General features: G+C 44.1%; 25 protein-coding genes and 1 tRNA gene. 6 read left to right on the top strand and 20 right to left on the bottom strand.

The window, feature by feature from the left end; genetic code table 11:
- Positions 1–7: 7 nt before the first annotated feature.
- The 15 genes from Q7Q81_RS03160 to Q7Q81_RS03090 all read right to left on the bottom strand — a co-directional run bounded on the left by Q7Q81_RS03160 (position 8) and on the right by Q7Q81_RS03090 (position 16534).
- Entirely contained in the window at positions 8–1549 is a 1542-nt protein-coding gene (locus Q7Q81_RS03160; RefSeq protein ID WP_304273667.1) for an MBL fold metallo-hydrolase, read from the bottom strand.
- A 25-nt stretch (positions 1550–1574) separates the two neighbouring features.
- Positions 1575–2318, bottom strand: coding sequence for a tetratricopeptide repeat protein (locus Q7Q81_RS03155; RefSeq protein ID WP_368502104.1), 744 nt, complete (start codon positions 2316–2318; stop codon positions 1575–1577).
- Between the two features lie 8 nt (positions 2319–2326).
- Positions 2327–4597, bottom strand: coding sequence for a hypothetical protein (locus Q7Q81_RS03150; RefSeq protein WP_304273663.1), 2271 nt, complete (start codon positions 4595–4597; stop codon positions 2327–2329).
- A complete protein-coding gene (locus Q7Q81_RS03145) occupies positions 4576–5142 on the bottom strand; it encodes a dynamin family protein (RefSeq protein ID WP_304273661.1) in 567 nt (188 codons plus the stop codon). Before Q7Q81_RS03145 ends, Q7Q81_RS03150 begins: the two co-directional genes overlap by 22 nt.
- A gap of 384 nt (positions 5143–5526) precedes the next feature.
- Positions 5527–6759 carry an ATP-binding protein gene (locus Q7Q81_RS03140; RefSeq protein WP_304273660.1) on the bottom strand — a complete coding sequence of 411 codons (1233 nt, stop codon included), beginning with the start codon at positions 6757–6759 and terminating at the stop codon, positions 5527–5529.
- Positions 6760–7229: 470 nt separating this feature from the next.
- Positions 7230–8294 carry a type 2 isopentenyl-diphosphate Delta-isomerase gene (gene fni / locus Q7Q81_RS03135; RefSeq protein WP_304273658.1) on the bottom strand — a complete coding sequence of 355 codons (1065 nt, stop codon included), beginning with the start codon at positions 8292–8294 and terminating at the stop codon, positions 7230–7232.
- A gap of 12 nt (positions 8295–8306) precedes the next feature.
- The gene (ispH, locus tag Q7Q81_RS03130) at positions 8307–10376 is read right to left on the bottom strand and encodes a 4-hydroxy-3-methylbut-2-enyl diphosphate reductase (RefSeq protein ID WP_304273655.1); all 2070 of its coding nucleotides are present in this window, start codon (positions 10374–10376) and stop codon (positions 8307–8309) included.
- Positions 10376–10972 carry a lysophospholipid acyltransferase family protein gene (locus Q7Q81_RS03125; RefSeq protein WP_304273653.1) on the bottom strand — a complete coding sequence of 199 codons (597 nt, stop codon included), beginning with the start codon at positions 10970–10972 and terminating at the stop codon, positions 10376–10378. The genes ispH and Q7Q81_RS03125 overlap by 1 nt, the downstream gene beginning before the upstream one ends.
- Positions 10969–11637, bottom strand: coding sequence for a (d)CMP kinase (cmk, locus tag Q7Q81_RS03120; protein ID WP_276706420.1), 669 nt, complete (start codon positions 11635–11637; stop codon positions 10969–10971). Before cmk ends, Q7Q81_RS03125 begins: the two co-directional genes overlap by 4 nt.
- A 93-nt stretch (positions 11638–11730) precedes the next feature.
- A complete protein-coding gene (locus Q7Q81_RS03115) occupies positions 11731–12969 on the bottom strand; it encodes an NAD(P)/FAD-dependent oxidoreductase (protein WP_304273651.1) in 1239 nt (412 codons plus the stop codon).
- The gene (locus Q7Q81_RS03110; RefSeq protein ID WP_304134531.1) at positions 12966–13691 is read right to left on the bottom strand and encodes a pseudouridine synthase; all 726 of its coding nucleotides are present in this window, start codon (positions 13689–13691) and stop codon (positions 12966–12968) included. The genes Q7Q81_RS03115 and Q7Q81_RS03110 overlap by 4 nt, the downstream gene beginning before the upstream one ends.
- 5 nt (positions 13692–13696) lie before the next feature.
- Positions 13697–14275, bottom strand: a complete 579-nt coding sequence (scpB, locus tag Q7Q81_RS03105; RefSeq protein WP_304273649.1) for an SMC-Scp complex subunit ScpB — start codon at positions 14273–14275, stop codon at positions 13697–13699.
- Positions 14265–14996, bottom strand: a complete 732-nt coding sequence (locus tag Q7Q81_RS03100) for a segregation and condensation protein A (RefSeq protein ID WP_304273647.1) — start codon at positions 14994–14996, stop codon at positions 14265–14267. Before Q7Q81_RS03100 ends, scpB begins: the two co-directional genes overlap by 11 nt.
- Positions 14997–14999: 3 nt before the next feature.
- A complete protein-coding gene (locus tag Q7Q81_RS03095; protein WP_303710443.1) occupies positions 15000–15620 on the bottom strand; it encodes a site-2 protease family protein in 621 nt (206 codons plus the stop codon).
- Between the two features lie 137 nt (positions 15621–15757).
- Positions 15758–16534: an enoyl-CoA hydratase/isomerase family protein gene (locus tag Q7Q81_RS03090; RefSeq protein WP_293390256.1), complete on the bottom strand. Its 777-nt coding sequence runs from the start codon at positions 16532–16534 to the stop codon at positions 15758–15760.
- A gap of 343 nt (positions 16535–16877) precedes the next feature.
- Between Q7Q81_RS03090 and Q7Q81_RS03085 the strand changes: the two genes are divergently transcribed.
- Together Q7Q81_RS03085 and Q7Q81_RS03080 are read left to right on the top strand one after the other, a co-directional pair.
- Positions 16878–16953: transfer RNA gene (locus Q7Q81_RS03085), tRNA-Asn, on the top strand.
- Positions 16954–17097: 144 nt separating this feature from the next.
- Positions 17098–18381 carry a Na+/H+ antiporter NhaC family protein gene (locus Q7Q81_RS03080; protein WP_304273644.1) on the top strand — a complete coding sequence of 428 codons (1284 nt, stop codon included), beginning with the start codon at positions 17098–17100 and terminating at the stop codon, positions 18379–18381.
- Positions 18382–18512: 131 nt separating this feature from the next.
- Here the strand turns inward: Q7Q81_RS03080 and Q7Q81_RS03075 are convergent, their stop codons facing one another.
- The gene (locus Q7Q81_RS03075; protein ID WP_304273642.1) at positions 18513–19628 is read right to left on the bottom strand and encodes an Ldh family oxidoreductase; all 1116 of its coding nucleotides are present in this window, start codon (positions 19626–19628) and stop codon (positions 18513–18515) included.
- A gap of 250 nt (positions 19629–19878) precedes the next feature.
- Positions 19879–20628 carry a hypothetical protein gene (locus Q7Q81_RS03070; protein ID WP_304273640.1) on the bottom strand — a complete coding sequence of 250 codons (750 nt, stop codon included), beginning with the start codon at positions 20626–20628 and terminating at the stop codon, positions 19879–19881.
- A gap of 175 nt (positions 20629–20803) precedes the next feature.
- Here Q7Q81_RS03070 and Q7Q81_RS03065 point away from each other — a divergent pair, with 175 nt between their 5' ends.
- The 4 genes from Q7Q81_RS03065 (at position 20804) to Q7Q81_RS03050 (ending at position 22318) form a co-directional block, all read left to right on the top strand.
- Complete coding sequence (locus tag Q7Q81_RS03065; RefSeq protein WP_021719293.1) at positions 20804–21079, top strand: hypothetical protein; 276 nt, start codon at positions 20804–20806, stop codon at positions 21077–21079.
- Positions 21072–21344, top strand: coding sequence for a DUF4160 domain-containing protein (locus Q7Q81_RS03060; RefSeq protein ID WP_304273638.1), 273 nt, complete (start codon positions 21072–21074; stop codon positions 21342–21344). Before Q7Q81_RS03065 ends, Q7Q81_RS03060 begins: the two co-directional genes overlap by 8 nt.
- Before the next feature lie 362 nt (positions 21345–21706).
- Positions 21707–22090, top strand: a complete 384-nt coding sequence (locus Q7Q81_RS03055) for a hypothetical protein (RefSeq protein ID WP_293692236.1) — start codon at positions 21707–21709, stop codon at positions 22088–22090.
- Positions 22091–22105: 15 nt separating this feature from the next.
- Entirely contained in the window at positions 22106–22318 is a 213-nt protein-coding gene (locus tag Q7Q81_RS03050; RefSeq protein WP_304273635.1) for a helix-turn-helix transcriptional regulator, read from the top strand.
- A gap of 181 nt (positions 22319–22499) precedes the next feature.
- On the opposite strand, the gene Q7Q81_RS03045 is transcribed toward Q7Q81_RS03050, so the two are convergent.
- The 3 genes from Q7Q81_RS03045 to Q7Q81_RS03035 form a co-directional block, all read right to left on the bottom strand.
- A complete protein-coding gene (locus tag Q7Q81_RS03045) occupies positions 22500–22982 on the bottom strand; it encodes a hypothetical protein (protein ID WP_304273633.1) in 483 nt (160 codons plus the stop codon).
- Between the two features lie 127 nt (positions 22983–23109).
- Positions 23110–23439, bottom strand: a complete 330-nt coding sequence (locus Q7Q81_RS03040; RefSeq protein ID WP_304273631.1) for a hypothetical protein — start codon at positions 23437–23439, stop codon at positions 23110–23112.
- 27 nt (positions 23440–23466) lie between these two features.
- A complete protein-coding gene (locus Q7Q81_RS03035) occupies positions 23467–23922 on the bottom strand; it encodes a hypothetical protein (protein ID WP_304273629.1) in 456 nt (151 codons plus the stop codon).
- Between the last annotated feature and the right edge of the window lies 1 nt (position 23923).

The raw sequence follows: 23923 nt of genomic DNA, 5'->3' as shown, positions 1-23923 counted from the left end.
TAGCTCCTTAAAAATTCTTAATTTCTAGTTTGTTTAATTGTTCGCTGTTAATTTTCTCTCTTTGTTTTTTATTCGGATAATGCTTTATCTCTAATGCTCTTTTATCGGATATATCAAACTCAATCCATTGATATCCTATTGTAAAATTTATTTCAAATCCATTGGCAATTAAAGCATTTATATGTTCAGCCTCCGGGTGATGATACCTATTAACACCTGTTGAAATTATTGCTCTAGCATGGCCTTGAGCATCAACGCAACAATTCATATCACTAGATTCATTAAGTACCGCATATTTTGAACCGTGATGTGCAGTAACAAGAAAATCATATTTCTCTCTAAAGATTTCTGAATGCATTTGTGCATATTCACAATCTCCTGTAAAAAGTAATCTTTGTGTCATTTTCTGAGACTTATTATTATTAGTATCAACTTCTATAGACAATATTAAACCAATATTATTACGAATACCATTAGCAGTATCCCTTCCAGTTCCTTGATATATTTTTATTTTTTTATCTTTTGATTCTAAAACACTAACGAGTTTCTTAGTTTCATCTAAACTTTCACTAACACCATTTCCAAACATCAAAATAACTTTATTTTTCACCAAATAGGCACATAATCTAGCAGAAGAAACTGATATTTTCTCTTTTGAAAGCATCTTTAAGTTTGGAGCAATCCAGTATGTTGTTTCTTTTTGTTTATCTATATCTATAAAAACTTTTTCTGATAACAAATGTACACCCAAAATATGATCTAAATCCCAATGAGATAATAAAATTATAGATGGATCTACTTTACTGATTTTTTTACTATTTTTTTCAATATAAAATTGTTCTTCTGCCACATCTTTGGGAGCCATAGATTCTCCAATATCACAAAAAATACTTTTTATACCTTCATCATTTTGAAAATCAATTGAAATGCAATTTCCTTGCCCAACATTGTATACAAATCCTTGCAGACCAACTATTTCATTAGTTATACTTTTAAATCTTTCCTTAATAACTTTAGTTTCATTTTCTGAATAGCCGTCAACTACATTCCATAAATTATTTTTTTTCATCATTTTATAAAATGATATTTCAGAAAATGATTCTTCATAATTGCTAAAGTCAAAAGTTAAGTAGCAGCCTACTCTTATAATGGGACTTGCACTAAATATAAGCTCACCCTGTAATGAATAAGCATCTCCATCGCTAAATTGCTCCCCAATAATACGTATCTTTAACCATTTTCCAATACTGGAGTTTAAAATTTTTTTAGTTATTTTATCTAATTTTTTAGAGCTATCTATGCTAAATTCACAAAAGTAAGGATGGTAATCTGTAGTTTTATTGTCAAAGTACTTATTATCCATATCCAACATTTCTTCGCTCATTATTGAAATCTGATCTATCTCACCTTCTTCCCCCTCAAGTACCTTTCCATAAACAATCTTTTCTTCTCCAGTTAGTGAATAGACACTATAGAATAAGTTTTTACTAAAATCAGTATCTGGTTTATTGATTTTTTTAGATTCCTTTAATTTAATGTATTTATTCATATCAACACTACCTATACGCAAAATTTTATAATACAAGTAATTTAAATAATACTCCTATGGCAACTACTATAAACAACAAGCACCACAACATCAGAGCTGCTAGCTTTTTTTGCGCATCTTTATTACCTCTTTTGGCCGCTAATGTATACCATTTTAACGCTTCGATTTTATCACCATCACAGTCCTTACCATAATAAAGCTTTTCAGCTACAATATATTGTGCATATTCATTTCCTGTTTCAGCTACTGCCATAATATCTCCCAGATCATTATTTTTACTTTTTGACCATACTCTTCTTCCGATATCAATTTTAGCAGCTTCATATCCTTGTTTAGCAGCCTTCCTATGCCATTTTAACGCCTCTTCAGCATCTGCATTTCCTTTTGCGGCTGCTTTCTTATACCAGTTTAATGCTTCCTCCTTATTCTGTTGACAACCTTTTCCATAATATAATTTATCCGCTAATCTATATTGTGCTTTTGCATGTCCTTGCTCAGCTGCCTTTTTATACCATTTCAATGCTTTTTCTTCATCTTTTGCACAACCTATTCCATTTGCTAAGAAAACCGCTAAATTATATTGAGCCAGATCATATCCCTGCTCAGCAGCCTTTCTATACCACTCAACTGCCTCTATTTTATTTTTCGTTACACCTCCCCAACCTTCTTCTAAATATCTTCCTACCATATTTTGTGCGTTTGCAATGTTTTGTTCTGCAGCTTTTTTATACCATTTAAACGCTTCTGCTTTATCTGCTGCACAACCAATACCTTCATCTACTTGTCAGATTGATTCTTCACAAAATACACCGCCATAAAGTACTGGGCAACAAAATCATGCTTCTCAACAGCTTTTTCGCACCATTTTTTAGCTAATTCAAGGTCAGCAGTTACACCAACACCATTAATATAGCACTCCGCAAGATTCCCCTGTGCTCGCGCTAAGTCTTGCTCTGCGGCTTTTTTATACCATTTAAATGCTTCTTCTTTCTCATTTCGTTTTTGCAAAATTTCAGCATACTTATTTTGAGCTTCTGCAAATCCATCTTCTGCTGCCGTTTTATACCAGTATTCTCCTACCGACCTGCCTTTCCAATTTCTTTCTTGATTACAAGCAAATTCCATATCATCATTAATTGTGTAATTCTTATCCATGTTGATTGCTTTTCTGTAAACATCAACCACTTTTTTTAAAGCATACTTTGCATTAATATAATAAAAATTATTAGCAAGAATATATTGATCTTCAGCACTCCAATTCCCTACTATCTTTTCATACCAAGCTAATGCTTGTACCCTATCAACCGCACAGCCATCTCCGTTATATAAGCACTCCGCTAATGCATATTGCGCTGATACTACACCTTTTTTAGCGTCCTCAGTATACTTATTAAATAGAGCTTGTTTTTCAAGTGCCTTTTCTATTACTTCTATATGTTGCTTAACTTTAACACCTTGTGCATAAGCCTTTTTATACCAACACAATGCTTCTTGAAGATTTTTTTGGCACCCAGCTCCTTTTTCAAAACACTCTGCTAAGTTTCTTGCAGCATATTTATGTCCCTGCTGCGCTGCTTTTCTATAAAAGTTTACTGCCTCTGCACACATGGCTTTTTTATATAGATATTCTCCCCATATATTTTGCGCTTCTGCTAGTCCACCCTCTGCTGCCTGTTCATACCACATAAAAGCATCATCTATATTTTTCTGGCATCCAGTTCCTTTTTCCAAACACTGTGCCAATAAATATTGTGCCTGCACATCTCCTTTTTCTACTTTCTCCCTATATTCTGCGACCTGCAATTCCGCTTTTATCTTTTCTATTACTGGCGCAACGCTTTTCAATCCTTGCTTATAAGCCTTCTGACACCACTTCAAAGCTTCCTCTAGATTTTTTGCACATACTATACCATCATAAAGACATTCCGCTAATCTCTTTTCAGCCGCAATATATCCTTGCTCCGCTAATTTTTTATACCAAAAATAAGCTTCTTTTTTACACGAAGTATCTCCGCCTGCTCCGTTTATCAATTTATTAATAGTGTAATTAGCCTGCTCATTAATTGATATCTCATATATTTCCGTAACACTCACACGTTTAAGCAAATTATTTTCATTATACATGTTTTCGGCAATAATTAGCTGAGCTTCTTTATTCCATCTTCCAACAATTTGTCTATATAAATTTATTGCCTTCAGTTCATTTAAAGCGCACCCAATCCCTTTGCTCAAGCACTCCGCCAATTTATATTGCGCACCAACGTCTCCTTGTCCGGCAAGCTTTTCGCACCATATAAAATATTCTTCATATTTTTCCTGCACTCTTAACAAATCAATATATTTATGCTGCGCCTCCGGCAAGCCCTGCTCTGCCAATTTTTGCAGCCAATACTCTGCTGTTTCATCAGCTCCATTATCATTATAATAGTTATACATATTCAGCATAGCACCCTGATGCTTCTTTAGCGCAGCCTTTTGGTAAAACTTCAAAGCTTTTTCTGTATCCTGTAATACGCCTATGCCGGCATCATATAGTACGCCCAACAAGAATAAAGCCTGCTCATTATTACGTCCTGCTTCACGCTCACAGTAATCCTGTATACCACTAATAACATTTGCAAGAATATCCTCTACCTGCATAAATCTTTCTTCATTCTGCATATAAACAGCATAATTCCCACTTTTATGAGCTTCGTTCTTTTCCTTCGCCTGCGCAAACTCTCTATTGAACGCAGCAAAATAAGCACCCAGCTCATCGAGCAGTGTGTTCAGCTTAAACTTCTCGCGGTGAGGCATCACCAAATCAGCCACAGCCTTTTCCAACTCGGCAAAATTACCAATCTCCCGCTTTAGCGGATTATTCTCCTTCTTTCCTTCCAGCTCATACTTTGCAGAAATGCCCACAACAGACTGCACTCTGCCCTTTAATGTTTGTCTGGCCTTTGCTAAAAACTCTGCTGGGTCGTCCTCTTCCTCGTCCAGCAAATCCATCTTATTAACAACAGCAATCGGCTTCAGGCGCGGCGTCAGTCTGTCCATCGCCGCCATCTCTTTCCTCGTTGCCAGCTGGAAAACATCCACAGCACCGTATCCGCCTTACTGACAAAACGCTCCGTTGCTTCCGAGCGTTTTTCCTTCACATCATTGAGGCCCGGGCTGTCAATAATGCTGACCTGCTTTAAGATTTCCAGCGGCATCTGGCGTTCGACATAATCCAGCTTTTCATGAACCTCGTTGAGCATTTCTTCATCGTTAACAGCTGTCATTCTAGTAAATTCCTGCGGCGTTGCAGACTGCACCTTGCCATCTCTGAAATGCAGCAAAAGCTTATCCTGCTGACCATAGCAAAGCTTCGTTACAACAGCCGTTGTCGGCTTCGCCTCAACAGCCGCAATTTCTTCGCCCACTAATGCATTAATAAATGACGACTTACCCGTAGAAAAAGAGCCCATGACCATAAGCATCAATGGCTCTGATGTATGGGAAATAAGCTCATCTAGTCCTGTAGCAAACCGCGCAAAGCGCTGCTGCTTTTGCAGCTCTCCCTTCGCTGTTTGTAATTTATTAATAATCTCCTGTAAATTGACATTCATCACTAGCAACCTCCAGTTGAGCTAAATTTTGTATAATATAAGCTTACAATTTTTCTTTATAAGTATTCTTTGATAAAAATTATAACATCTTATCTCCCCCAGTCAAACTCTTCTCCCAATAAGCTGAACTCTTGACGATTTTTCCCCTTCTGCTCGCATAGCTATACAATTTTTAACATATTGCCATCTCAGCATCATCCTCCAAAATGTAAAAAACGCCATCGCAGGTTTCACCCACGATGACGTTCTATGCATATTTTATTATAACTAGAGCTTACGCGCTCAGATTTTCTGCCAGCTTACGCACCTCTGCAACAAACGAAGTAGTTACTCTTGCAGTACGCTCGATGGTTTACGTTTTCTGCCACAAGATTCTTGGCAAACTCAATACTCTTCTATATCCCTTAGAAGCCAGTCAATAACATTCACGACTTTTATGCCTTCATAATTTCCGAGGGAGAAGCGATCAAGCGTCAAGACGATTTTCTCATAATTGTCTTGTATTCCCCGTAGCGGACGCATCTCTCGTTCAAATGTTTCCTCAGCAGTCATATTAGCAGTAACCTGATAATAAGTTAATATTCCTTGCTTCTGAGCGACAAAGTCCACTTCAGTTGAGCCAAACTTTCCAATATTGACCTGATAGCCTCGCCGTAAAAGCTCGAAATATACAATATTCTCAATGGAAAAGCCCAAATCATACCGTTTTCTCGGAAGAATATGATTGCGAAGTCCCAGATCAACCATATACAGCTTTTTATTGGCTTTCAAAAGCTGTTTTCCAACAATATCAAATCTTTCAGCTGGGTAAAAGACAAATGATTCAGTCAAAGCCTCCACATAATCACTAACCGTATTCGGGGAAATCTTTCTGCCAGAAGAGATTAAGTAATCGGTTACGCTTTTCATAGAAATCGGACTGCCGATTACACTTGCCAAATAGCGTGCAATGGTCTTCAGTAGTGCAATATCTGTGATTTTACGTTTACCTGCATCTTTTTCTTTTCTTGCCTGGCGTTCCTCAATATCTTTAACAATAACGGTGTTGTAGATTCCCTCCAGATATTGATTTACTTTTTCATCCGTACGGTTCATCACCGCAACATACGGAAGTCCTCCCGTTTGCATATATTCTGAAAAAGCATCTTCTTGCGGTCTCCCCGTCACAGTGACATACTCACTGAAAGAAAGGGGAAGCATTGATATTTCCACATACCTTCCAGACAAAAGGGTTGCCAGTTCACTTGAAAGCAAATACGAATTTGAACCCGTAATATATACATCCGTGTTGTTCTTTACATATAGACTATCTACTACTTTGGGGAAATCAGGCACGTTCTGAATTTCATCCAAAAATATATATGTCATTTTATCGCTGCACAGACGTTCTTTTATATAACGATAAAGTACCTTATAATCCAAAAGCTCTTCAAACTCTAGGTCTTCAAAGTTGATTGATATAATCTGTTCTGCTTCCACGCCAGCTAAATGAAGTCTGTCCTTAAACTGTTCCAGAAGCACCGATTTACCACAACGTCTAATTCCCGTCACAACTTTAATGATGTGCTCGTCTTTCCACTCCCAAAGCTGTGCGAGGTATTCTTTTCTTTCAACCATAGTTCCATCACTCCTTTATCCGAGTATAGCACATTATGTTTTGAAAATCAAACTATATTCCCATTTCGGAATTTACTTTTAAATATTTTATTTTGTCTTCTTGTTTTGGAAGCTTTAGTTATAAATATCCATAAGCTTCACTAACTATCACGAAGTCTATTTCGTAGTTGGCGAGAAAAAATCTGCGCAAGCTTTCATGCCCTCGCAGATAGTATGCTATGAAATTTGTTAATAAATAACCTCTACTCTGCTCAACCTCTCCAACGACTAATCCTCATTACACAACTTTCATTTAGATAAAAAATACGATACAGAACTTCTCGCTCGTAAAGTACATACCATTTACAAATATGGTATTACGTTTAGAGGTAAAGAAGTAAAAGTCATAAGTAACTTAGAACGGTTTTCTCACCAAAAACTGCGGAGCAAGCTCTCGCCTGCTCCGCAGTTTTTCTATCCTCTTCTTTTTTCTACCCTCTGCGCCATCTGCACAGCTTCGCCAGCTCGTAGCCGCGGCTAGCGATAAAGTCACGTGTTTCTCCCGTCACAATCAGCGAAACGTCACGCAGCTCCTTCGGCGTCAGGCAGCCCAAAAGCAGCATGTACTTCTGCAGTCCTTCCGCCAACGCTTCCACATAGTTTGCGGCAGCGTCAATACCTTGCTCCATGACCAGACGCAAAAGCGGAGCGGTAATCCCCACCGCGTCCGCACCCAGAGCAAAAGCACGCGCTACGTCACCTGCACTGCGGATGCCGCCGCTCGCCAAAAGCAGAGCATTCTGCGGCAGTGTCTGCTGCGCGTCAAGCAAGCTCCAGCACGTAGGCACGCCCCAGGCAGCAAACTCCTCCGTCAGCTCAATCCCCTGACGCTTCGCCTCAATCGCCGGGAAGTTCGTCCCCCCTGCGCCGGCACAGTCAAAGGCTGTAAAGCCCTGCTCCAGCAAAAGCTCGTACTGCTCTGCCGCAATACCACAGCCTGTTTCCTTGACGATAACAGGCACGCTCACAGCATCACGAATCTGCACCAGGTTTGCCAAAAGTCCGCAGGTATCCTTGTCGCCCTCGGCCATCCACAGCTCCTGCGCAGCGTTCAGGTGAACCTCCAGCGCGTCAGCCTGCAGCATGTCAATGGCAGCCTGCGCCTGCGCGGGCGTAGCAAGTGCGCTGATGTTACCGATAACAAGACCTTCGGCAAGCTCCTCGCGCACCACAGTATAGCTCGCGATACCGCTGCCGTCACGCACAGCGCCGAACTGCGAGCCGACAGCCATACCGATACCGGTTCTTGCCGCCACCTGCGCCAGCTTTCTGTTAATCTCCGTCACCGCATCTGTACTGCCGGTAATAGCATCAATGAAAAAAGGCAAACGCAGACGTTTGCCTAAAATTTCTACAGATAAAACAAAGTCTGCCGGATTAATCTCCGGCAGACAGTTGTGTAAGAAGCGGAGATCAGCAAGGTGCGTTGCCGCCGGGCCGTCGCCCAGCTCCAGTGCATATTGAATATGTTCTAGCTTACGCTTTGCACGTTGCATATCCTTCTCCAATTATTTTTCGAGGCTTTCCAGCTGCTCGGACAGGTTTTGGCTCAGGTGAGATTTTTTGCTGCCCATGTAGGAACGGAATTCGTTCTTTTCAGCATCACGTTTAACTTTGGAAATGCTCAGGCCGATTTTTTTGCTGTCCAGATCCATTTTAATGATTTCAGCTTTAACAACTTGGCCAACTTCCAGAACGTCGCTCGGAGCTTCGATACGCTCAGGAGCGATTTCGGAAATGTGAACCAGACCTTCAACCTTGTCGCTCAGTTTAACGATAGCGCCGAAAGCCAGCAGACGAACAACTTCTACATCCAGAATGTCGCCGATGTGGAATTGAGAAGCTTCAACCTTCCAAGGATCTTCCAGAGTAGCTTTGATGCTCAGAGCAACACGTTTGTTTTCGCGGTCGATGCTCTTAACCAGAACTGTTACTTCGTCGCCTTCTTTAGCAACATCAGCAGCTTTTACGCTACGGTCCCAAGACAGCTCGGTGTTGTGAACCAAGCCAACCAGGCCTTCGCCGATTTCAACGAACAGACCGAATTCAGCAACTTTTACAACCTTACCGGTGTATACTTTACCTTCTTCAACAGAGTTGTAAGCAGCTTCTTCAGCAGCAGCGCGTGCTTCTTTAGCAGCAGCAATGCGAGCTTCTTTAGCTTCCTTGTAAGCTTTGCGTTTAGCGTCAGCTTCAGCTCTCAGCAGGTCGCGGCGGGAAACAACGATGCGTTTTTTCTCCAGGTCAACTTCGATGATTTCAGCTTCCAGCTCTTTGCCGATATAACCGGTGAAGTCTTCTACGCGGCGCAGTTCAACATGAGATGCTGGCATGAAGCCTTCAACACCTTCAACTGCAACACCCAGACCAACGATGTTTTTAGCTTTGTTTTTGATGATGCGCAGAACTTTAACGGTTGCCGGGCGTTTTTCGCCTTCGGGCAGTTCAGCAACATTTTTCCATGCTGCGTCGCGCTCTGCTTTGATTTTGGACAGACGAACGAAATCGCTCTTGGTGCTGCCAGGAACAACCTTAGCTTCTACTTCGTCGCCAACTTTGATGGAGTTTTGCAGTTCTTCAGCAGATTCGGTCTGGGACCATTCGGAATAAGGAATCAGACCATCATGTCTATATCCAAAAGATACATAAACGCCGTCTTTATCCAATTGAATAACGGTACCGTTGACAACTTTGCCAGGATATACCTCTACCTCCATACTTTCGTTGAGCATGCTTTCAAAATCCATGTTTTCCATTACTAAAATAGCCTCCTTAATTAAACGGTCCGGAGTCGATGCTCCTGCCGTGATTCCTATTTTATTGCAACCCCTTAGCATATCGCTGCTCAGTTCGCTGGCAGTCTCTATATGATATGCTTGCCTGCAATGCTTTTGCACCAGCTCGAAAAGATGCCTTGTGTTGGCGCTGTTGCGTCCGCCGATGACGATAACGGCATCCGACTCTGCAGCCAGTTTTACAGCCGCCTGCTGTCTTTGCGCTGTCGCCAGACAGATGGTGCGCTCCACACGGTATTCTCCCGGGCGCTGCTCCTGCAGTGCCTGCAATATATCATTAAATTTCTGCAGCTCAAAAGTCGTCTGGATTATTACTCCATAACGCTCCCGGCGCGGTACATAAGAGATATCTTTTATACATTCTACACAGATAGCGTTTTTTCCTGCCCATTTTAAAATACTTTTTACTTCCGGATGATTTTTTTCTCCGACTATTACAGGAAAATAGCCATCAGCTGCTGCCTGAGCAGCCTTTTGCTGTGCCAGGCGCACATTCGGACAGGTTGCGTCCAGAATTGTCAGCCCTTGTTTTTCTGCCTGCGCGTAGGTTTCAGGCCCCTCGCCGTGTGAACGGAAGATAACCGTTTCACCGGGAGCAAACTGCTCCAGGCTGTCCTTACAGGCAATGCCATTAGATGCAAGCTCAGCAATTAGCTGAGGATTGTGTATCAAAGGTCCCAGCGTTGCACCCTGCACACGGTCGGTTGCAGCTTTCTGGGCCAACGCCACCGCGCGCTTCACACCATAGCAAAAACCACAGTGCTCTGCTACCTTAATTTCCATTATGCATTTTCACCTGCCTGCAGCCTTGCAATGTGCTGCATCAGCTCTTCAGTCATTGCATGAAAAAATTCTTTGTTGACCACAGCGTCTTCAGGAAAAGGCATCGGTTTGCCAAAGCGCACCGTAACCTTCGGCCATATACGGCCGTGACGCTTGTAATCGGTACCGATGATGCAGGCCGGCACAATAGTTGCCTTCGCCTTGCTCGCCATCATCAGCGCTCCGGGCTGAGCCTTACCAAGCTCGCCGGTCTTGCTGCGTGTTCCCTCAGGGAAAATCGCCAGCACCTGACCGCTTTCCAGAATATCAATACCATGCTTGATTGCAGCACGGTCCGCGCCGCCACGGCGCACCGGGAAAGCACCCAGAATTTTATAGATAGTGCCCAGAACCGGCACAAACAGCTCTTCCTTGGCCATAAAATGGACCTTACGGGTTGCTGCCGTACCAAGTACAGGCGGATCAAGCAGACTCAGATGGTTGCTCGCTATAACTAGTGGACCATCCTTGGGAATATTTTCTGTTCCTTCTACCTTCAATCGCAAAAAGATGGTAAAAAGAATTTTAAAGAGATTCTTCACTAAGGTATAAATCATTGTGCGCGCTCCTGCACCAGCTGTAAAATTCTATCGGTAACCTCGCTGATGCCCATATCGGATGTATCCAGAAGCAAGGCATCCTCTGCCTGACGCAGCGGACTGATAGCACGCTCGCTGTCCTGCTTGTCGCGCTCGGCAATATCCGCCTGCAGCTGCTGCAGATCAACCTGCTGACCTTTGGCCACCATTTCCGCATAGCGGCGGCGCGCTCTTTCCTCTACCGAAGCTGTAAGGAAAATTTTCAGCTGTGCGTTCGGGAAAACTACCGTACCGATATCACGGCCGTCCATCAGGACACCGCCTGCCTCGCCCATACGGCGCTGCTGGTCTACCATTGCCTCACGCACTGCTCCGATAGCAGCAACACGCGATACAATCGCCGTCACTTCGGGAGTACGGATAGCATCGGTAACCTCGGTACCGTCCACAAAAACACGGTTGATTTTTGCTTCCGGTTTGAAGTCAATCAGCATAGTTTTGGATAAGCCGCTGATAAAGTCCTCGTCAAAAGGTTTGCCTGTCTGCAAAAACTTCCAGGCTACGCTTCTGTACATGGCACCGGTATCAATATAGGCATAGCCTAATTTTTCGGCAGCCAGCTTCGCAATAGTGCTTTTGCCTGCACCTGCGGGACCATCAATTGCCACAACAATTTTCTTCATTCTACATAACCACACTTTATAATGTATTAGCTATCTATATAATACCATGTTTTACATGTATATGGATAGCCTAATTTAAGTCAAATTTATGAATTATTCTTCCGCAGCTGCCGCTTCGCCCGCAGCATGGCCGCTGCTGAACGCCGCCTGCAGATTATAGCCGCCGGTATAGCCGTCGACATCCATAACCTCGCCTGCAAAGTACAGGCCCTTGATGCGCTTGGATTCCATGGTCTTGGGGTCAATCTCCTTCACGCTCACGCCGCCTGCGGTAACGATAGCCTCTGCAATCGGACGTGTTGCGGAAATGGTGATGACAAAATGCTTCAGCGTCTGCAGCAGTCTGTGACGCTCCTCGCGCGAAACCTGGTTGATGAATTTGTTCTCATCAACGTAGGACATATCCAGCACAACTGGAATCAGTCGCTGCGGCAGCAAATCCTTCATGCCGTTGAGCACCTGCTTACGGCTGTACTGCACAAAATCGCGCTGAATGCGCGCATCCAGCTTTTCCTCGCTTAGCGCAGGCTTCAGGTCAACCTCTAGCTCTACATCCTTACCTGCAGCCAAAGCGTCTACGGCAAGATTGCTCAGCGAAAGCACAATGGGACCGGAAACGCCGAAATGTGTAAACAGCATCTCGCCGAATTCACTGCCCAGCTTCACGCCGTCGGCAAAAAGCGTTGCCTGCACGTTGCGCAGGGAAAGTCCCTGCAAATCATCCACATAAGGATAATCGCTTTCCAGCGGTATCAGAGAAGGCTTCAGCGGCACAATCGTGTGACCCAGCTTTTTCGCAAGCTTGGCACCGCCGCCATCGCTGCCTGTGCCCGGATAGGACGCACCGCCCGCAGCCAGAATAACTCTGTCTGCCTCGTACACGCCGTTGACCGTGCGCACGCCGTACACATGGCCTTCCTTGACCATGATATCAATAACCTTGGTGTCAGTCTGCAGCTTGCCGCCGGCCTCGGTATAAACCCTTACCAGCGTATCGACTACATCCTTCGCCTTGTCGCTTACCGGAAAAATACGTCCGCCGCGTTCAACCTTCGTCGGCAATCCGTTACTCTCCAACAGCAATACTATATCATCATTTGTGAACCTATGTAAAGCACTATTTAAAAATCTTCCGTTTCCGGGCAGATTTTTTATGAAATCGGGGATTTCGCAAGCGTTGGTAATGTTGCAGCGTCCCTTGCCGGTGATGAGCATTTTCTTGCCCGGCACACGCATTTTTTCATAAATCGTTACCTGCGCTCCGCCCCAGGCTGCAGCAATACCTGCCAACAGGCCTGCCGCGCCGCCGCCTACAATCGCAACTCGCGTCATAGCTTAGCCGCCTTTCTGAGCTGAGATAATTCCTGCTCGCTCAGGCTACGGAACTTGCCGCGTCCCAAGTTGCTCAGCTGCAGCGGTCCCAGCTTGATGCGCTTCAGATCGCGCACCGGAAAGCCGATAGCGTCGCACATGCGGCGAATTTGGCGGTTACGTCCCTCATGGATGGTGATATCAAAAAGCGTAAAGCCACGCTCATGGTCATAATCACGCAGGTTGACAATCGCCGGAGCGGTCGGACCGTCCTCCAGCTTTACGCCCAAGCGCAGCTGGTCCAGCTTTTCCTGCGGCACAATGCCCGGAACCTTAACGAGGTAGGTTTTATTAACCTCATGGCTCGGATGCATCAGCGCCTGTGCCAGCGCACCGTCATTCGTCAGCAGCAACAGTCCTTCGGTATTGAAGTCCAGGCGGCCTACCGGGAAAACTCTCTCCGGCAGGTTCTGCACGAAATCGGCAATGCTGCGGCGGTTTTGCGGGTCGGACATCGTGGTGACTACTCCCCTCGGCTTATAGAACATGTAATATGCCTTGGCCTCTTGGGCAATCGGCTTGCCGTCAACGCTGATGCGTACCTTAGCGGCATCAAACTTGCAGCCCAGCTCGGTAACAACCTTACCGTTCACGCGGACGCGACCTGCCGTAATAATTTTTTCTGCTTCGCGGCGGGAGGCAACGCCTGCTGCCGCCAGAATTTTTTGTAAACGTTCTTCCATCTATCTCAGTTTTCCTTTGCTTCTAATGTATTATCAAGCTGCAGCACCTGCTGCGTAGCCTCTTCCTCATCTTCAGGCTTCGTTTCCAGCGGAGGCAGCTCCTCCAATGAGTTTAGTCCGAACACCATCAGAAATTTTTCTGTCGTAGCATACAAAATCGGGTTGCCCAAAGCTTTTTTGCGTCCTGCTTCCGCCACCAGACCTAAGTCCAGCAGTGTATTGAGTACACCGTCAACCTTCACGCCGCGGATGGCTTCCATCTCAGCGCGCGTCACCGGCTGCTTAAAAGCGACAATCGCCAAGGTTTCCAAAGACGCATTCGTCAGCTTTACTTCCTTTTTGCGTCCCAAGCCCAGCAATATGCTGTAGTAAACCGGCTTAGTCACCAGCTGAAAGCAGCCTGCTGTTTCACGCAGCATCAATCCCCTGCTTTCCGCCTCGTAGGATTGCTTCAGCTCCGAAACAAGCTCCCACACCTGCGGCTTTTCCAGTTGCAGAAGGTCCGCAAGCTCCGCCACAGAAACAGGCTCACCTGCAGCAAACAGCAGCGCTTCCAGTGCTCCTGTCATTTTGTCAAGATACATCGTTTGCTTCCTCCTGTCCCTGCTTGGCGAAGATATAAATCGGTGCAAAGCGCTGTGCCTGGCTGATAGTAATCAGTCCCAGCTTCAGCAGCTCCAACACACCCAAAAAGCAGGCCACCTTTTCGGCAGGGCTGCCTGCGGTAAAAATCTCATTCAGCATAAAGCCCTGCGGCTGACGCTGCAGTCTTTGCAGAATATCTGCCATTTTATCCTGTACGCTGAAGGCCTGCGGCTCAATAAAGGCTGCCGGCTTGCCATCAGCTGACGTCGTCATGCCTGCCAAAGCCTTCAATAACTGCTGCACCGTGCAGGGAGCAACAGTGCGCTCCACCAAGTTGCCGAACATCGGCTCACGCTGCCAGTACAGGTCAGCGCTCTGCTTCATATCCGCCAAAGCGGCAGCGGCACGCTTAATGCGGCGGTATTCCACCAGCATCTCCACCAGCTGTTGGCGCGGGTCTGCTTCCTCCTCCTCGCCCTCAGCGGACTGCTTGGGCAGCAGCATACGCGATTTAATCTGCAGCAGCGTTGCGGCCATCACCAGAAAATCACTGGCGACCTCCATATCAAATTCACTCATGCTGCGCAGATAGCTTATATACTGCTCCGTAACCGCAGCGATGGGAATATCATAAATATCTACTTTATCACGCTCGATAAGGTGCAGGAGCAAATCCAGCGGACCTTCGAACGCAGTCAGCTTCAACGATAAATCAGCCATGGCTTAGAACACTAAACCCAATATACCGTTTACCAACATCATGTAGCCTGCGGCAAGCGGTCTGATAATCGCACCTGTAATACCGGTGAACACCAAAGCAATCAGAATATAAAAGCCGTAGCGTCCCACCAGATTGTCAAACTTCCAGGCCATAGACGGCGGCAAAAGCTCCGAAAGAATCTTGGAGCCGTCCAGCGGCGGAACCGGAATCAGATTGAAGAAAGCAAACCATACATTATATAATTGCATCCACAGCAAAAAGCGGTAAACGCCATCACTCAAAAGACCGAAGCGATTTAAAAATGTCATGAAGAATGCTGCAAGAAAGCACAAAAACAGATTGGCTGCGGGACCGGCAAAGGAAACCTTCAGAATACCCTCGCGGCGGTTGCGGAAATTGCCGGGGTTAATTTCTACGGGCTTAGCCCAACCGAAGCCTGCTACCACCAGCAGAATCGCGCCCAACGGGTCCAGATGCGCCATCGGGTTGAAGGTCATGCGTCCCATATAACGCGCAGTCGGGTCACCCATGCTGTCCGCACATTGCGCATGGGCATATTCGTGTATTGTAATCGCAAACAGCAGCGCAGGAATGCGATAGATCATTGTACTGAAATCGAGCATACTTTCCTCCGAGAAAAATTTATCAATAGATTTATTATACAACATCTTGTATTCCTACGTCAAAAAGAAAACGGAACCATCAGTATAAATTATGTGACAGTTCCGTAAACATTTACTTTTTTCTGCTGATTATTTTCTTATTTGCCTGTGAATTGCGGCGCACGCTTTTCATAGAAGGCAGCAATGCCTTCCTTGCAGTCATCGGTACCCATCAGCAGTGCCTGGGTAGTTTCTTCGATTGCCAGCACCTCGTCCAATGTCAGGTCGTGGTCATTGAGATATTTTTTCGTCAGGCTGATAGACAGCGGAGCGCTTGCTGCCAGACGTGCAGCCATAGCATAAACCTTGCCCTTCAGCTCTTCGTCCTCATAGACATCATTCAGCATGCCAAGCTCCTTGGCAGTTGCAGCGTCAATCAGGTCACCGGTAAACATCAGCTCTTTAGCCTTCAGCACACCGATAGCCTTCGGCAGGAAGTACAAGCCGCCGCAGTCGGGAATCAGGCCAACCTTGGCAAAGCTCTCGCCAAAGCGTGCCTTGGCAGATGCATATACCAGGTCGCAGGCCAGCATTAGGTTAACGCCGGCACCGGCAGTAACGCCATTGATATAAGCAATAACAGGTTTAGGAATAGTAGTCAGGCGTTTGGCAACGTCGCCCACCTTAGCGATGAAGTCCTTCTTGGCAGCAACGCCCTCCAAGCCGTTCAGATAGCTCAGGTCGCCGCCGGCACAAAATGCTTTGCCGTTGCCGGTAAGTACGATAGCACGCACCTCAGCGTCAGCAGCAGCCTTGGTAATGGCAGCATGCAAACCGTCAATCAGCGCGTCATTCATTGAATTCAGGCTCTTCGGACGGTTCATAGTAATCGTCGCAATATTGTTTTCCACAGCGTATAATACAGCTTCTTCCATGGGGAACACTCCTTTACACATGTAGTTTATATCATTAAGGATATTATAGCATAAAACCTTAAACAAGCCTACTATTTATCTAAAGATTTTATCTTTTCTTACTGTCTGCAGTTGTTGTATTAACTAAAGGCAAAGGGCGGAGTCTTTATGGTAACGCACCCGGAACAGCTATCCCTCGCCATCTATATCACTTGCCTTCGTTCCATATATAAGCTTATTCCCTGCTGAAACCTGCGCTATTATCGCCTTCAAAAAATACTTATAAATTTTTCTAAAAAAACTGTTGACAAATAATTGCCATGCGAGTATAATAATCTTCGTTGGTTGACTTACCAACCTTAATTCCCCGATAGTTCAGCCGGTAGAACACCTGACTGTTAATCAGGGCGTCGTAGGTTCGAGTCCTACTCGGGGAGCCAAGAAGTTAAAGCTTCGAACTTTTAGGAGTTCGGAGCTTTTTATTTTTATTCTTTTAGCAATCCTTCATCAATCTTCCTTGCATACTAAAAATTTAATTGATATAATAGAAAAAGCTGAAAATTATATAAAAGGAGATTCTGTTTATGACCAACAACCATTCCAAGGGGCGTGCCATCGCTCTGCTGCCTATCGCAGTCTTTTTGCTGTTTTTTATAGGCTCAGGCCTGATTACCGGGGATTTTTACAGCATGCCTGCGATTGTAGGCTTTTTAATTGCTTTAATCATAGCTTTCCTGCAAAACAAAAAGCTCAGCTTTGTGCAGAAGCTGCGCCTTGCTTCTACCGGCGTAGGTGACGAAAATATTCTCACCATGTGCCTCATCTTCCTTGCCGCAGGTGCCTTTTCCGGCGCTGTCCGCGCTGCCGGCGGTGTAGAAAGCACCGTTAACCTCGGCCTTTCCATTCTGCCGGGCAACATGGCGGTTGCAGGCCTCTTCGCCATCGGGTGCTTCATTTCCATTTCTATGGGTACTTCCGTAGGCACAATTACCGCACTTGCTCCGATTGCTGCAGGCATCAGCGACAAAACCGGCTTCCCGATGGCTATCTGCGCCGGTGCCGTAGTCTGCGGTGCAATGTTCGGTGACAACCTTTCTATTATTTCCGATACAACCATTGCTGCTGTTAAAACACAGGGCTGCGATATGCGCGACAAGTTCCGCGAGAACTTCAAAATCGTTCTTCCGGCAGCAATCATCACTCTTGGCCTGTTCTACTTCTTGGGCAAAACCAACGAATATCAGGTCAACGGCAACCTCGATTACAGTCTGATTAAGGTTCTCCCCTATCTGTTCGTATTAATCGGTGCCGTAAGCGGTGTAAACGTTTTCGTTATTCTTATTATCGGTACCGTGCTCAGTATGCTGGTAGGCCTCGGAACAGGCATGTTTACTGCTACCAAAATGTTCACCCATGTCGGCAACGGCATTATGTCTATGTATGACATCACCGTTATTTCTATCATTGTAGCCTGCATCATCACTCTGATTAAGGAATACGGCGGTATTGATTTCGTACTGAACTTCATCAAGAGCCGCATCAGCAGCACCAAAGGCGGTGAGCTTGGTATTGCTGCTCTCGCTCTGCTTGTTGATATCTGCACCGCGAACAACACTGTTGCGATTGTTATGGCAGGTCCGATTGCCAAGGACATCAGCGAAGAGTTCGGCGTAACGCCTCGCCGCAGTGCTTCTCTGCTTGATATGTTCAGCTCCATGGGCCAGGGACTTATCCCCTACGGCGCACAGCTTCTGGCTGCGGCAAGCCTCACTGGACTTAACCCCTTCGCCATCATCCCCTACTGCTTCTACCCGCTGCTGATGGGTATCAGCGGACTGATCTTCATCTTCATCAAGAATAAAGACTAAAAACAAGCCGTACTGCTATAAATTTACTGTAATAGTAAAAATCAAGCCGTACGGCTTTTTTCATGCTTTAATAACAACATAACGCCAACGTAAAAAGCCTGAGCAAACGCCCAGGCTTTTGTTATAGCTTATTATTTTTCAAACGGGAATTTGTACTGAGTCAGGCCCAGCTCATCTCTGAGCTGAACGAATTCCTTCTGAATGGATTCGCCAACCGGTACACCCTTGTCTTTTCTATCCAGCCAAGACATATATTCCTTCTCGCCGGCAGTATAGATGCGTTCCTGACCGGGAGCCTTGGTGGAATTGCGCAGACCGCGGCAGATATCGCCGGCAGTTTTCTTGAAGGTGTCAACGCCCATGAAGAATGCAGGGTTGATAACGAAGAAGAAGTGACCCAGATGATACATAGCGTTGTTGCCGTTTTCATCCTTACCGGACAGCGCCTTCATGAAAGGACCGCCTGCCAGTGCGGAGGACAGAATCTCTACGATAGTAGTGAAGCCGTAGCCCTTGTAGCCGCCAGTTTCTTCGCCCAGACCGCCCAACGGCAGCAGAGCAACGTTGCCTGCACGCATTTCCTTCAGGATGGTAGCGGATTCGGTCATAGTGCCGCCGTCCTTAGCAACTACCAGACCTGCCGGAGTATCCTTACCCTGTCTAGCATAGAACTCAATCTTACCGTTTTGGATGATGCTGGTTGCACAGTCAAAGTTGAACGGGAATTCCTCATCGGTAGGCATAGTAAAGGTCAGCGGGTTGGTGCCCATCATCGGCTCAACGCCGAAGGTAGGAGCAACGGAAGGTCTTGCGTTGGTACCGGAAATACCGATCATGCCTGCCTTTTCAGCCATAGTGGTCCAGTAGCCTGCAATGCCATAGTGAGTAGAATTAAAGATGGTGCCGCCGGCCATACCGTACTTGGAAGCCTTTTCAATCAGCATTTCCATCATCTTATGGGAAGCAACCATGCCCATGCCGTTATGAGCATCCATAACTACAGTACAAGGAGTATCCTTGACAATTTCAATTTCGGTTTTCGGCAGCAGGGTGCCGTTTTTAATTCGATCCAAGTAAATAGGCTTGAAGCGGTTGCAGCCGTGGCTTTCAATACCGCGTCTGTCGCTTTCCAGCAGAACGTCTGTACAAATGCGTGCATCCTCTTCGGGAACGCCGTATTTAACAAATACGTCTACCATAAAATCGTGGACTAAGTCCCAGCTTACAAAGGGTCTTGTTTCTTCCATGCTGTTTCCTCCTTGAAGAAAATTTTTTCAATTCATAATAATATTGCTTTCGCACTACATATAGTATACCTCATTACTCCATAATTGTACAGTATTGCTTTTACGGCTACACTTAGCACCTGTTACAAACGCTGATGTCAAAAAAAATATTTTATTCTTAGGCATTACCCACCTATAAAAAAATACCGTGCAGACCTCAGCGTCATAGCCACCGAAGCCTGTACGGTATTTACGTTTTGTAATTTTCTGCTTATCCCTGCTCTGCTCCGTCCGCAGTAAAGGCAACCGGTGCCTTAGCCTCCAGCTCCTTCGTGCTGCCGTCGGCATTATGCCACAAGGTTTTCTTGTTCAGCGAACCGTTGGTTACAAGGCCGGTCGCATCAAAAGTGATGCCTGTACCGCTCTTGAACTCTACAAAGCCAGCGCTTTCATCCTGCAGGTTGTGCTGCCAGCCACGAGGACGCAGCTTCGTTGCCTCCGCCAGTGTACCGCTTATAACCCTGCCGTTTGTATCAAAGGTCAGCAGATTGTCATTTTTAAAGCGCACAAAGCCGTAGCCGTTATCGCTCAGCTGCAGGATAACGTCATTATCAATCACACCGCTGAGCACAGTGCCGTCCTTGGCAAAGGTCACGGACTTGTTGCCCATGTAGCGCACATGACCATCAGCAGGAATCACCAGCCCCGGGCGGTACGGATGGTAGAAGAAGCGCGGAGGGAAGAACGGCGCACTGCGCTCCACATAATAATAGTTGCTCGCCAGGCTCTTCCATCCTGCAGGACGCAGATAGGTTGCGCTCGCCAGCACGCCCTCGATTACCTGACCGTCATCGTTGAGCTTTACAACAGTATTCTTCTTGAACTTGATATCGTCCGCTACCGTCCAGCCCTGCGGCACCAGCTTGGTATCCTTGTCTAAGGTTATGGTTTTATCAGCAAGAGCTGTATTGGCGCCTACAAGCACTAAGGCAGCTAATAGTAAGACTGTAACTTTACGCATGATAATCACCTCATTTTCACTTTCTAAGCATATTATAGCATAGGTTACTAAAAGAAAATATAAAACTATTGTGAATTAAGTGTGGAGGGGATGTGGGGGTATTCTTCTATTTACTATTCACCCCTGCTACGCTATAATATAATTAAATAAGCTCATTGAAAGGAGTTGTGCGTCTATGTGTACCAACAAGCATTACTACTGCATGTTCAACGGCATTACAGTCACTACCAGCGACATTATAGATGAAGAATACAAGGAATATATTTGCGTAAGATTTGAACGGCCCAACAATAATAATGGTTTTGATTTCGCTGAAATCATTATGCCTGACAAAAAGTTTATCAAGGCTTTTGGCTTTAGTGAGGACGAGCTTTATTGGATTGAGAGCTTCGCAGCGGATAATCTTTTACTTATGTGGGAAATGGCAAAGGAGAGTAAGCAAATTGCCTAAAATATTAGCAGGTTTCTTAGGGTATGTGTTTTATTTTTGGGCTAATGAAAACATGGAGCCAATACATGTTCATGTTGCAAAAGGTACTCAAACACCTAATGCCACCAAGTTTTGGATTACCAGTGATGGAGCAGAATTAGCCAATAATAACGGAAAAATTCCGGATAATGAGATTCGCCAAATCAGGAAATATATTTTACTGAATCGCGAGCGTATTATAGCTCAATGGATTAGTGTTTTTGGCGAAGGCAAAGTAAAAAAATAAGATTAGAATAGTAAGTAGTATTCTCCCCCTCTAAAGGCATTGCCTACAGAGGGGTTTTCTTTATGCTTTATGATGGACTTCATGCATTGAAATGCAAAAACTTTATTTTTTTGAGAGTTTTTGCACTCAAGTGCAGAAACTTTTTATTTTGAAAAGTTTTTGCAGTAGTCAAGATGGTAAAATCCAAAAGCATATTTTGCATATCTTCAAAAACTATGTTAATATTCTTCACTGTCTTTACTCATGTAAATCCTGTGAGCATCCCCAAGTGATATATTTCTCACATTTTTCTTGACTACGAGCAAATTATGTGATATTATTTCAGCATATGTTAGAAATATATCGCATTGGAGGCATTAAAAATGAAGAATTTCAGATTAACACTCAAGCAAAAATATGGTTATGCCAATATTTTTTTCGGAGCCAGCTTTGTCCTTATGGCACTATTTATCAAATCCGGCAACATATATTTAAGCATGAGCAGCACATTATTAAATTTAGTAGCAGTATTAGGACTTCTGCTGACATTTTTTCTTAAATCTGACATTGATGATGAACGTGCTCTTGATAACCTTCACCGGGCTGCTTACCGTTCTTTAATGCTGACATTGAGCTTAATCAGCGCCCTTCTCTTCATTATGGTTTTAATCAATATTACCGTTGATACTGATACCATACTTAGAATTATTCTTGGCATCAGCTTAACACTTTATGGGTACTTTTTCCTACAATTTGAACGTGAATAATGAGGATGGTGCAAAATGCCTATATTAAAAACTAGAATCCACGAACTGCGCAAGGAAAGAAAAATGCAGCAAAGTGACCTTGCAGAGCTTGTCGGTGTCAGGAGAGAAACCATCGGCAATCTGGAAAACGGAAAATACAATCCCTCGCTTAAGCTGGCTATGGATATCTCCAAGGTGTTTGGCAAGCCGGTGGAATATATTTTTCAGTTCGAGGAAGAAGATAAGTAAGGTTATTTTTGGGATTAACAAATACAAACTCCTGTCATAAGTTGGCCAACGCCAGCCTATGGCAGGAGTTTTATTCTTTTGCTATCTGACAACTAAATACCGAAACCGCTTATCGTTTGATTGCTTTTCTATAATCTATTTCACCATTTCTATATTAAAGTATTAACATTAAGCAGAATATTCACTTTTTAATCATAGACTGATACTTATCAAATTCTGTTTTTGCAACACTAATTGCTTTTCTATACAACTCTCGTTGCGGTGACATATCAGTTACATTCACAAGGTGCCCCGTTTTACTAAAAGCCTTTAAATCGGGACTACTAAATACCATGCCATGAGAAGCTGGTCCTATACGGTCAACCATTAAATAGCCTGTCTGAGGATTAACAAAAAAAGTGTAATAGGTTCCCATATGACTGCCTCCAGATGCACAATATGCAACAGGAACTAATCCCATTGCAGTGTATATTCTCATTGAATATGATGCATCTGGAGTTACTATTCCTGATTCGTTAATAGTCATATCCGCCATAACCCAACCATTATAACTAGAGAATCCCTCATCAGCAGATATACTTGCACTAGAATGAGCTTCTGCTTTATTCATAGATATACCAAGTATTACTACCATCAACAAGAAACTACACAATATTTTTAGCATTAAAACCAACTCCTATTATTCATTGTAGACATCTATTAAATAAGCATACTACATTAATCCACAGAAATAATCAGACTATTTTAATGGACACCAAATCGTTTTTCAAACAAAATTATTTTTAGTCTACTCAGTACCCTCTAACATATCTGTTATAATCATCTACAGCTTCATTTGCTGATGCAATAGCCTCTTGTTTAGCTTCAATAATGCGTTCTATATCATTATCTGCAGCTTCAACATAATTTCTTGCATCTTGAATATAATTTTCTACTTCACTTCTATATCTGGAATCATCATACTGATTACGAGAATAAGGCGCCGTTGGCTTTTTGTAACGATATCTGTCAAAATCAGGATAATCGCTTAAAGGCAAATTACTGTTCCCTATTACATAACCAAAAGCTACAGAAACTGAGCATAGAAGTATAATTAAAGTCAACAAAACAATCTTTTTCAAAATAAATGATTCCTTTCTAAAAAAAGTCTATCTATCGTCTGAAATCTTATCATATACATCGCAAACTTTACTTAAAAGCTCGTATGCAATAGTTTCGGTATCAGCAAGACGTACATCAGGAATAATTTCGTCGATAATAAGCAAGCCGGTATTAACATACTCTTCTGCAATCTTATGAACCTCATCAGTTGAGGTTATAAGATTTTCTTTGTTGTCACGTATAAGCTCCCTTAGTGCCACAGCATCAATATAAGCGAGGTAATCTCTAGGAAATGCACTCGGTCGTACCCAGCCTTTAACCTTTTTGAGTGGTGTACGAAGACCTTTATTAACACCTAAAGCAAGACAAATCATAAAAATATTGCAGTTTCCCTGTTCATTTAAGCCCAAAACATTAAGCTTTTTAATCTTGTTCTCTATTATGGATTCAAGATTATTTATATCTACGTTAAAAGGACTATCTCCAATGTTTTTGTCAAGCATT

The sequence above is a fragment of the Phascolarctobacterium succinatutens genome (assembly GCF_958453765.1).
In the GTDB taxonomy this organism is placed as follows: Bacteria; Bacillota; Negativicutes; order Acidaminococcales; family Acidaminococcaceae; genus Phascolarctobacterium_A; species Phascolarctobacterium_A succinatutens_B.
Note: the sequence above shows the minus strand (reverse complement) of the source record. Positions and strands in the feature narration are given on the sequence as shown.

Bases quoted from the DNA above. Each gene is read 5' to 3' on its own strand.
- Q7Q81_RS03080 (WP_304273644.1), top strand. From the start codon at position 17,098: ATGACCAACAACCATTCCAAGGGGCGTGCCATCGCTCTGCTGCCTATC.
- Q7Q81_RS03160 (WP_304273667.1), bottom strand. From the start codon at position 1,549: ATGAATAAATACATTAAATTAAAGGAATCTAAAAAAATCAATAAACCA.
- Q7Q81_RS03100 (WP_304273647.1), bottom strand. From the start codon at position 14,996: ATGGCTGATTTATCGTTGAAGCTGACTGCGTTCGAAGGTCCGCTGGAT.
- Q7Q81_RS03110 (WP_304134531.1), bottom strand. From the start codon at position 13,691: ATGGAAGAACGTTTACAAAAAATTCTGGCGGCAGCAGGCGTTGCCTCC.
- Q7Q81_RS03045 (WP_304273633.1), bottom strand. From the start codon at position 22,982: ATGCTAAAAATATTGTGTAGTTTCTTGTTGATGGTAGTAATACTTGGT.
- Q7Q81_RS03095 (WP_303710443.1), bottom strand. From the start codon at position 15,620: ATGCTCGATTTCAGTACAATGATCTATCGCATTCCTGCGCTGCTGTTT.
- Q7Q81_RS03140 (WP_304273660.1), bottom strand. From the start codon at position 6,759: ATGGTTGAAAGAAAAGAATACCTCGCACAGCTTTGGGAGTGGAAAGAC.
- Q7Q81_RS03150 (WP_304273663.1), bottom strand. From the start codon at position 4,597: ATGGCGGCGATGGACAGACTGACGCCGCGCCTGAAGCCGATTGCTGTT.
- scpB (WP_304273649.1), bottom strand. From the start codon at position 14,275: ATGTATCTTGACAAAATGACAGGAGCACTGGAAGCGCTGCTGTTTGCT.
- Q7Q81_RS03125 (WP_304273653.1), bottom strand. From the start codon at position 10,972: ATGATTTATACCTTAGTGAAGAATCTCTTTAAAATTCTTTTTACCATC.
- Q7Q81_RS03145 (WP_304273661.1), bottom strand. From the start codon at position 5,142: ATGAATGTCAATTTACAGGAGATTATTAATAAATTACAAACAGCGAAG.
- Q7Q81_RS03035 (WP_304273629.1), bottom strand. From the start codon at position 23,922: ATGCTTGACAAAAACATTGGAGATAGTCCTTTTAACGTAGATATAAAT.
- cmk (WP_276706420.1), bottom strand. From the start codon at position 11,637: ATGAAGAAAATTGTTGTGGCAATTGATGGTCCCGCAGGTGCAGGCAAA.
- Q7Q81_RS03065 (WP_021719293.1), top strand. From the start codon at position 20,804: ATGTGTACCAACAAGCATTACTACTGCATGTTCAACGGCATTACAGTC.
- fni (WP_304273658.1), bottom strand. From the start codon at position 8,294: ATGCAACGTGCAAAGCGTAAGCTAGAACATATTCAATATGCACTGGAG.
- ispH (WP_304273655.1), bottom strand. From the start codon at position 10,376: ATGGAAATTAAGGTAGCAGAGCACTGTGGTTTTTGCTATGGTGTGAAG.
- Q7Q81_RS03075 (WP_304273642.1), bottom strand. From the start codon at position 19,628: ATGGAAGAAACAAGACCCTTTGTAAGCTGGGACTTAGTCCACGATTTT.
- Q7Q81_RS03055 (WP_293692236.1), top strand. From the start codon at position 21,707: ATGAAGAATTTCAGATTAACACTCAAGCAAAAATATGGTTATGCCAAT.
- Q7Q81_RS03090 (WP_293390256.1), bottom strand. From the start codon at position 16,534: ATGGAAGAAGCTGTATTATACGCTGTGGAAAACAATATTGCGACGATT.
- Q7Q81_RS03115 (WP_304273651.1), bottom strand. From the start codon at position 12,969: ATGACGCGAGTTGCGATTGTAGGCGGCGGCGCGGCAGGCCTGTTGGCA.
- Q7Q81_RS03070 (WP_304273640.1), bottom strand. From the start codon at position 20,628: ATGCGTAAAGTTACAGTCTTACTATTAGCTGCCTTAGTGCTTGTAGGC.
- Q7Q81_RS03050 (WP_304273635.1), top strand. From the start codon at position 22,106: ATGCCTATATTAAAAACTAGAATCCACGAACTGCGCAAGGAAAGAAAA.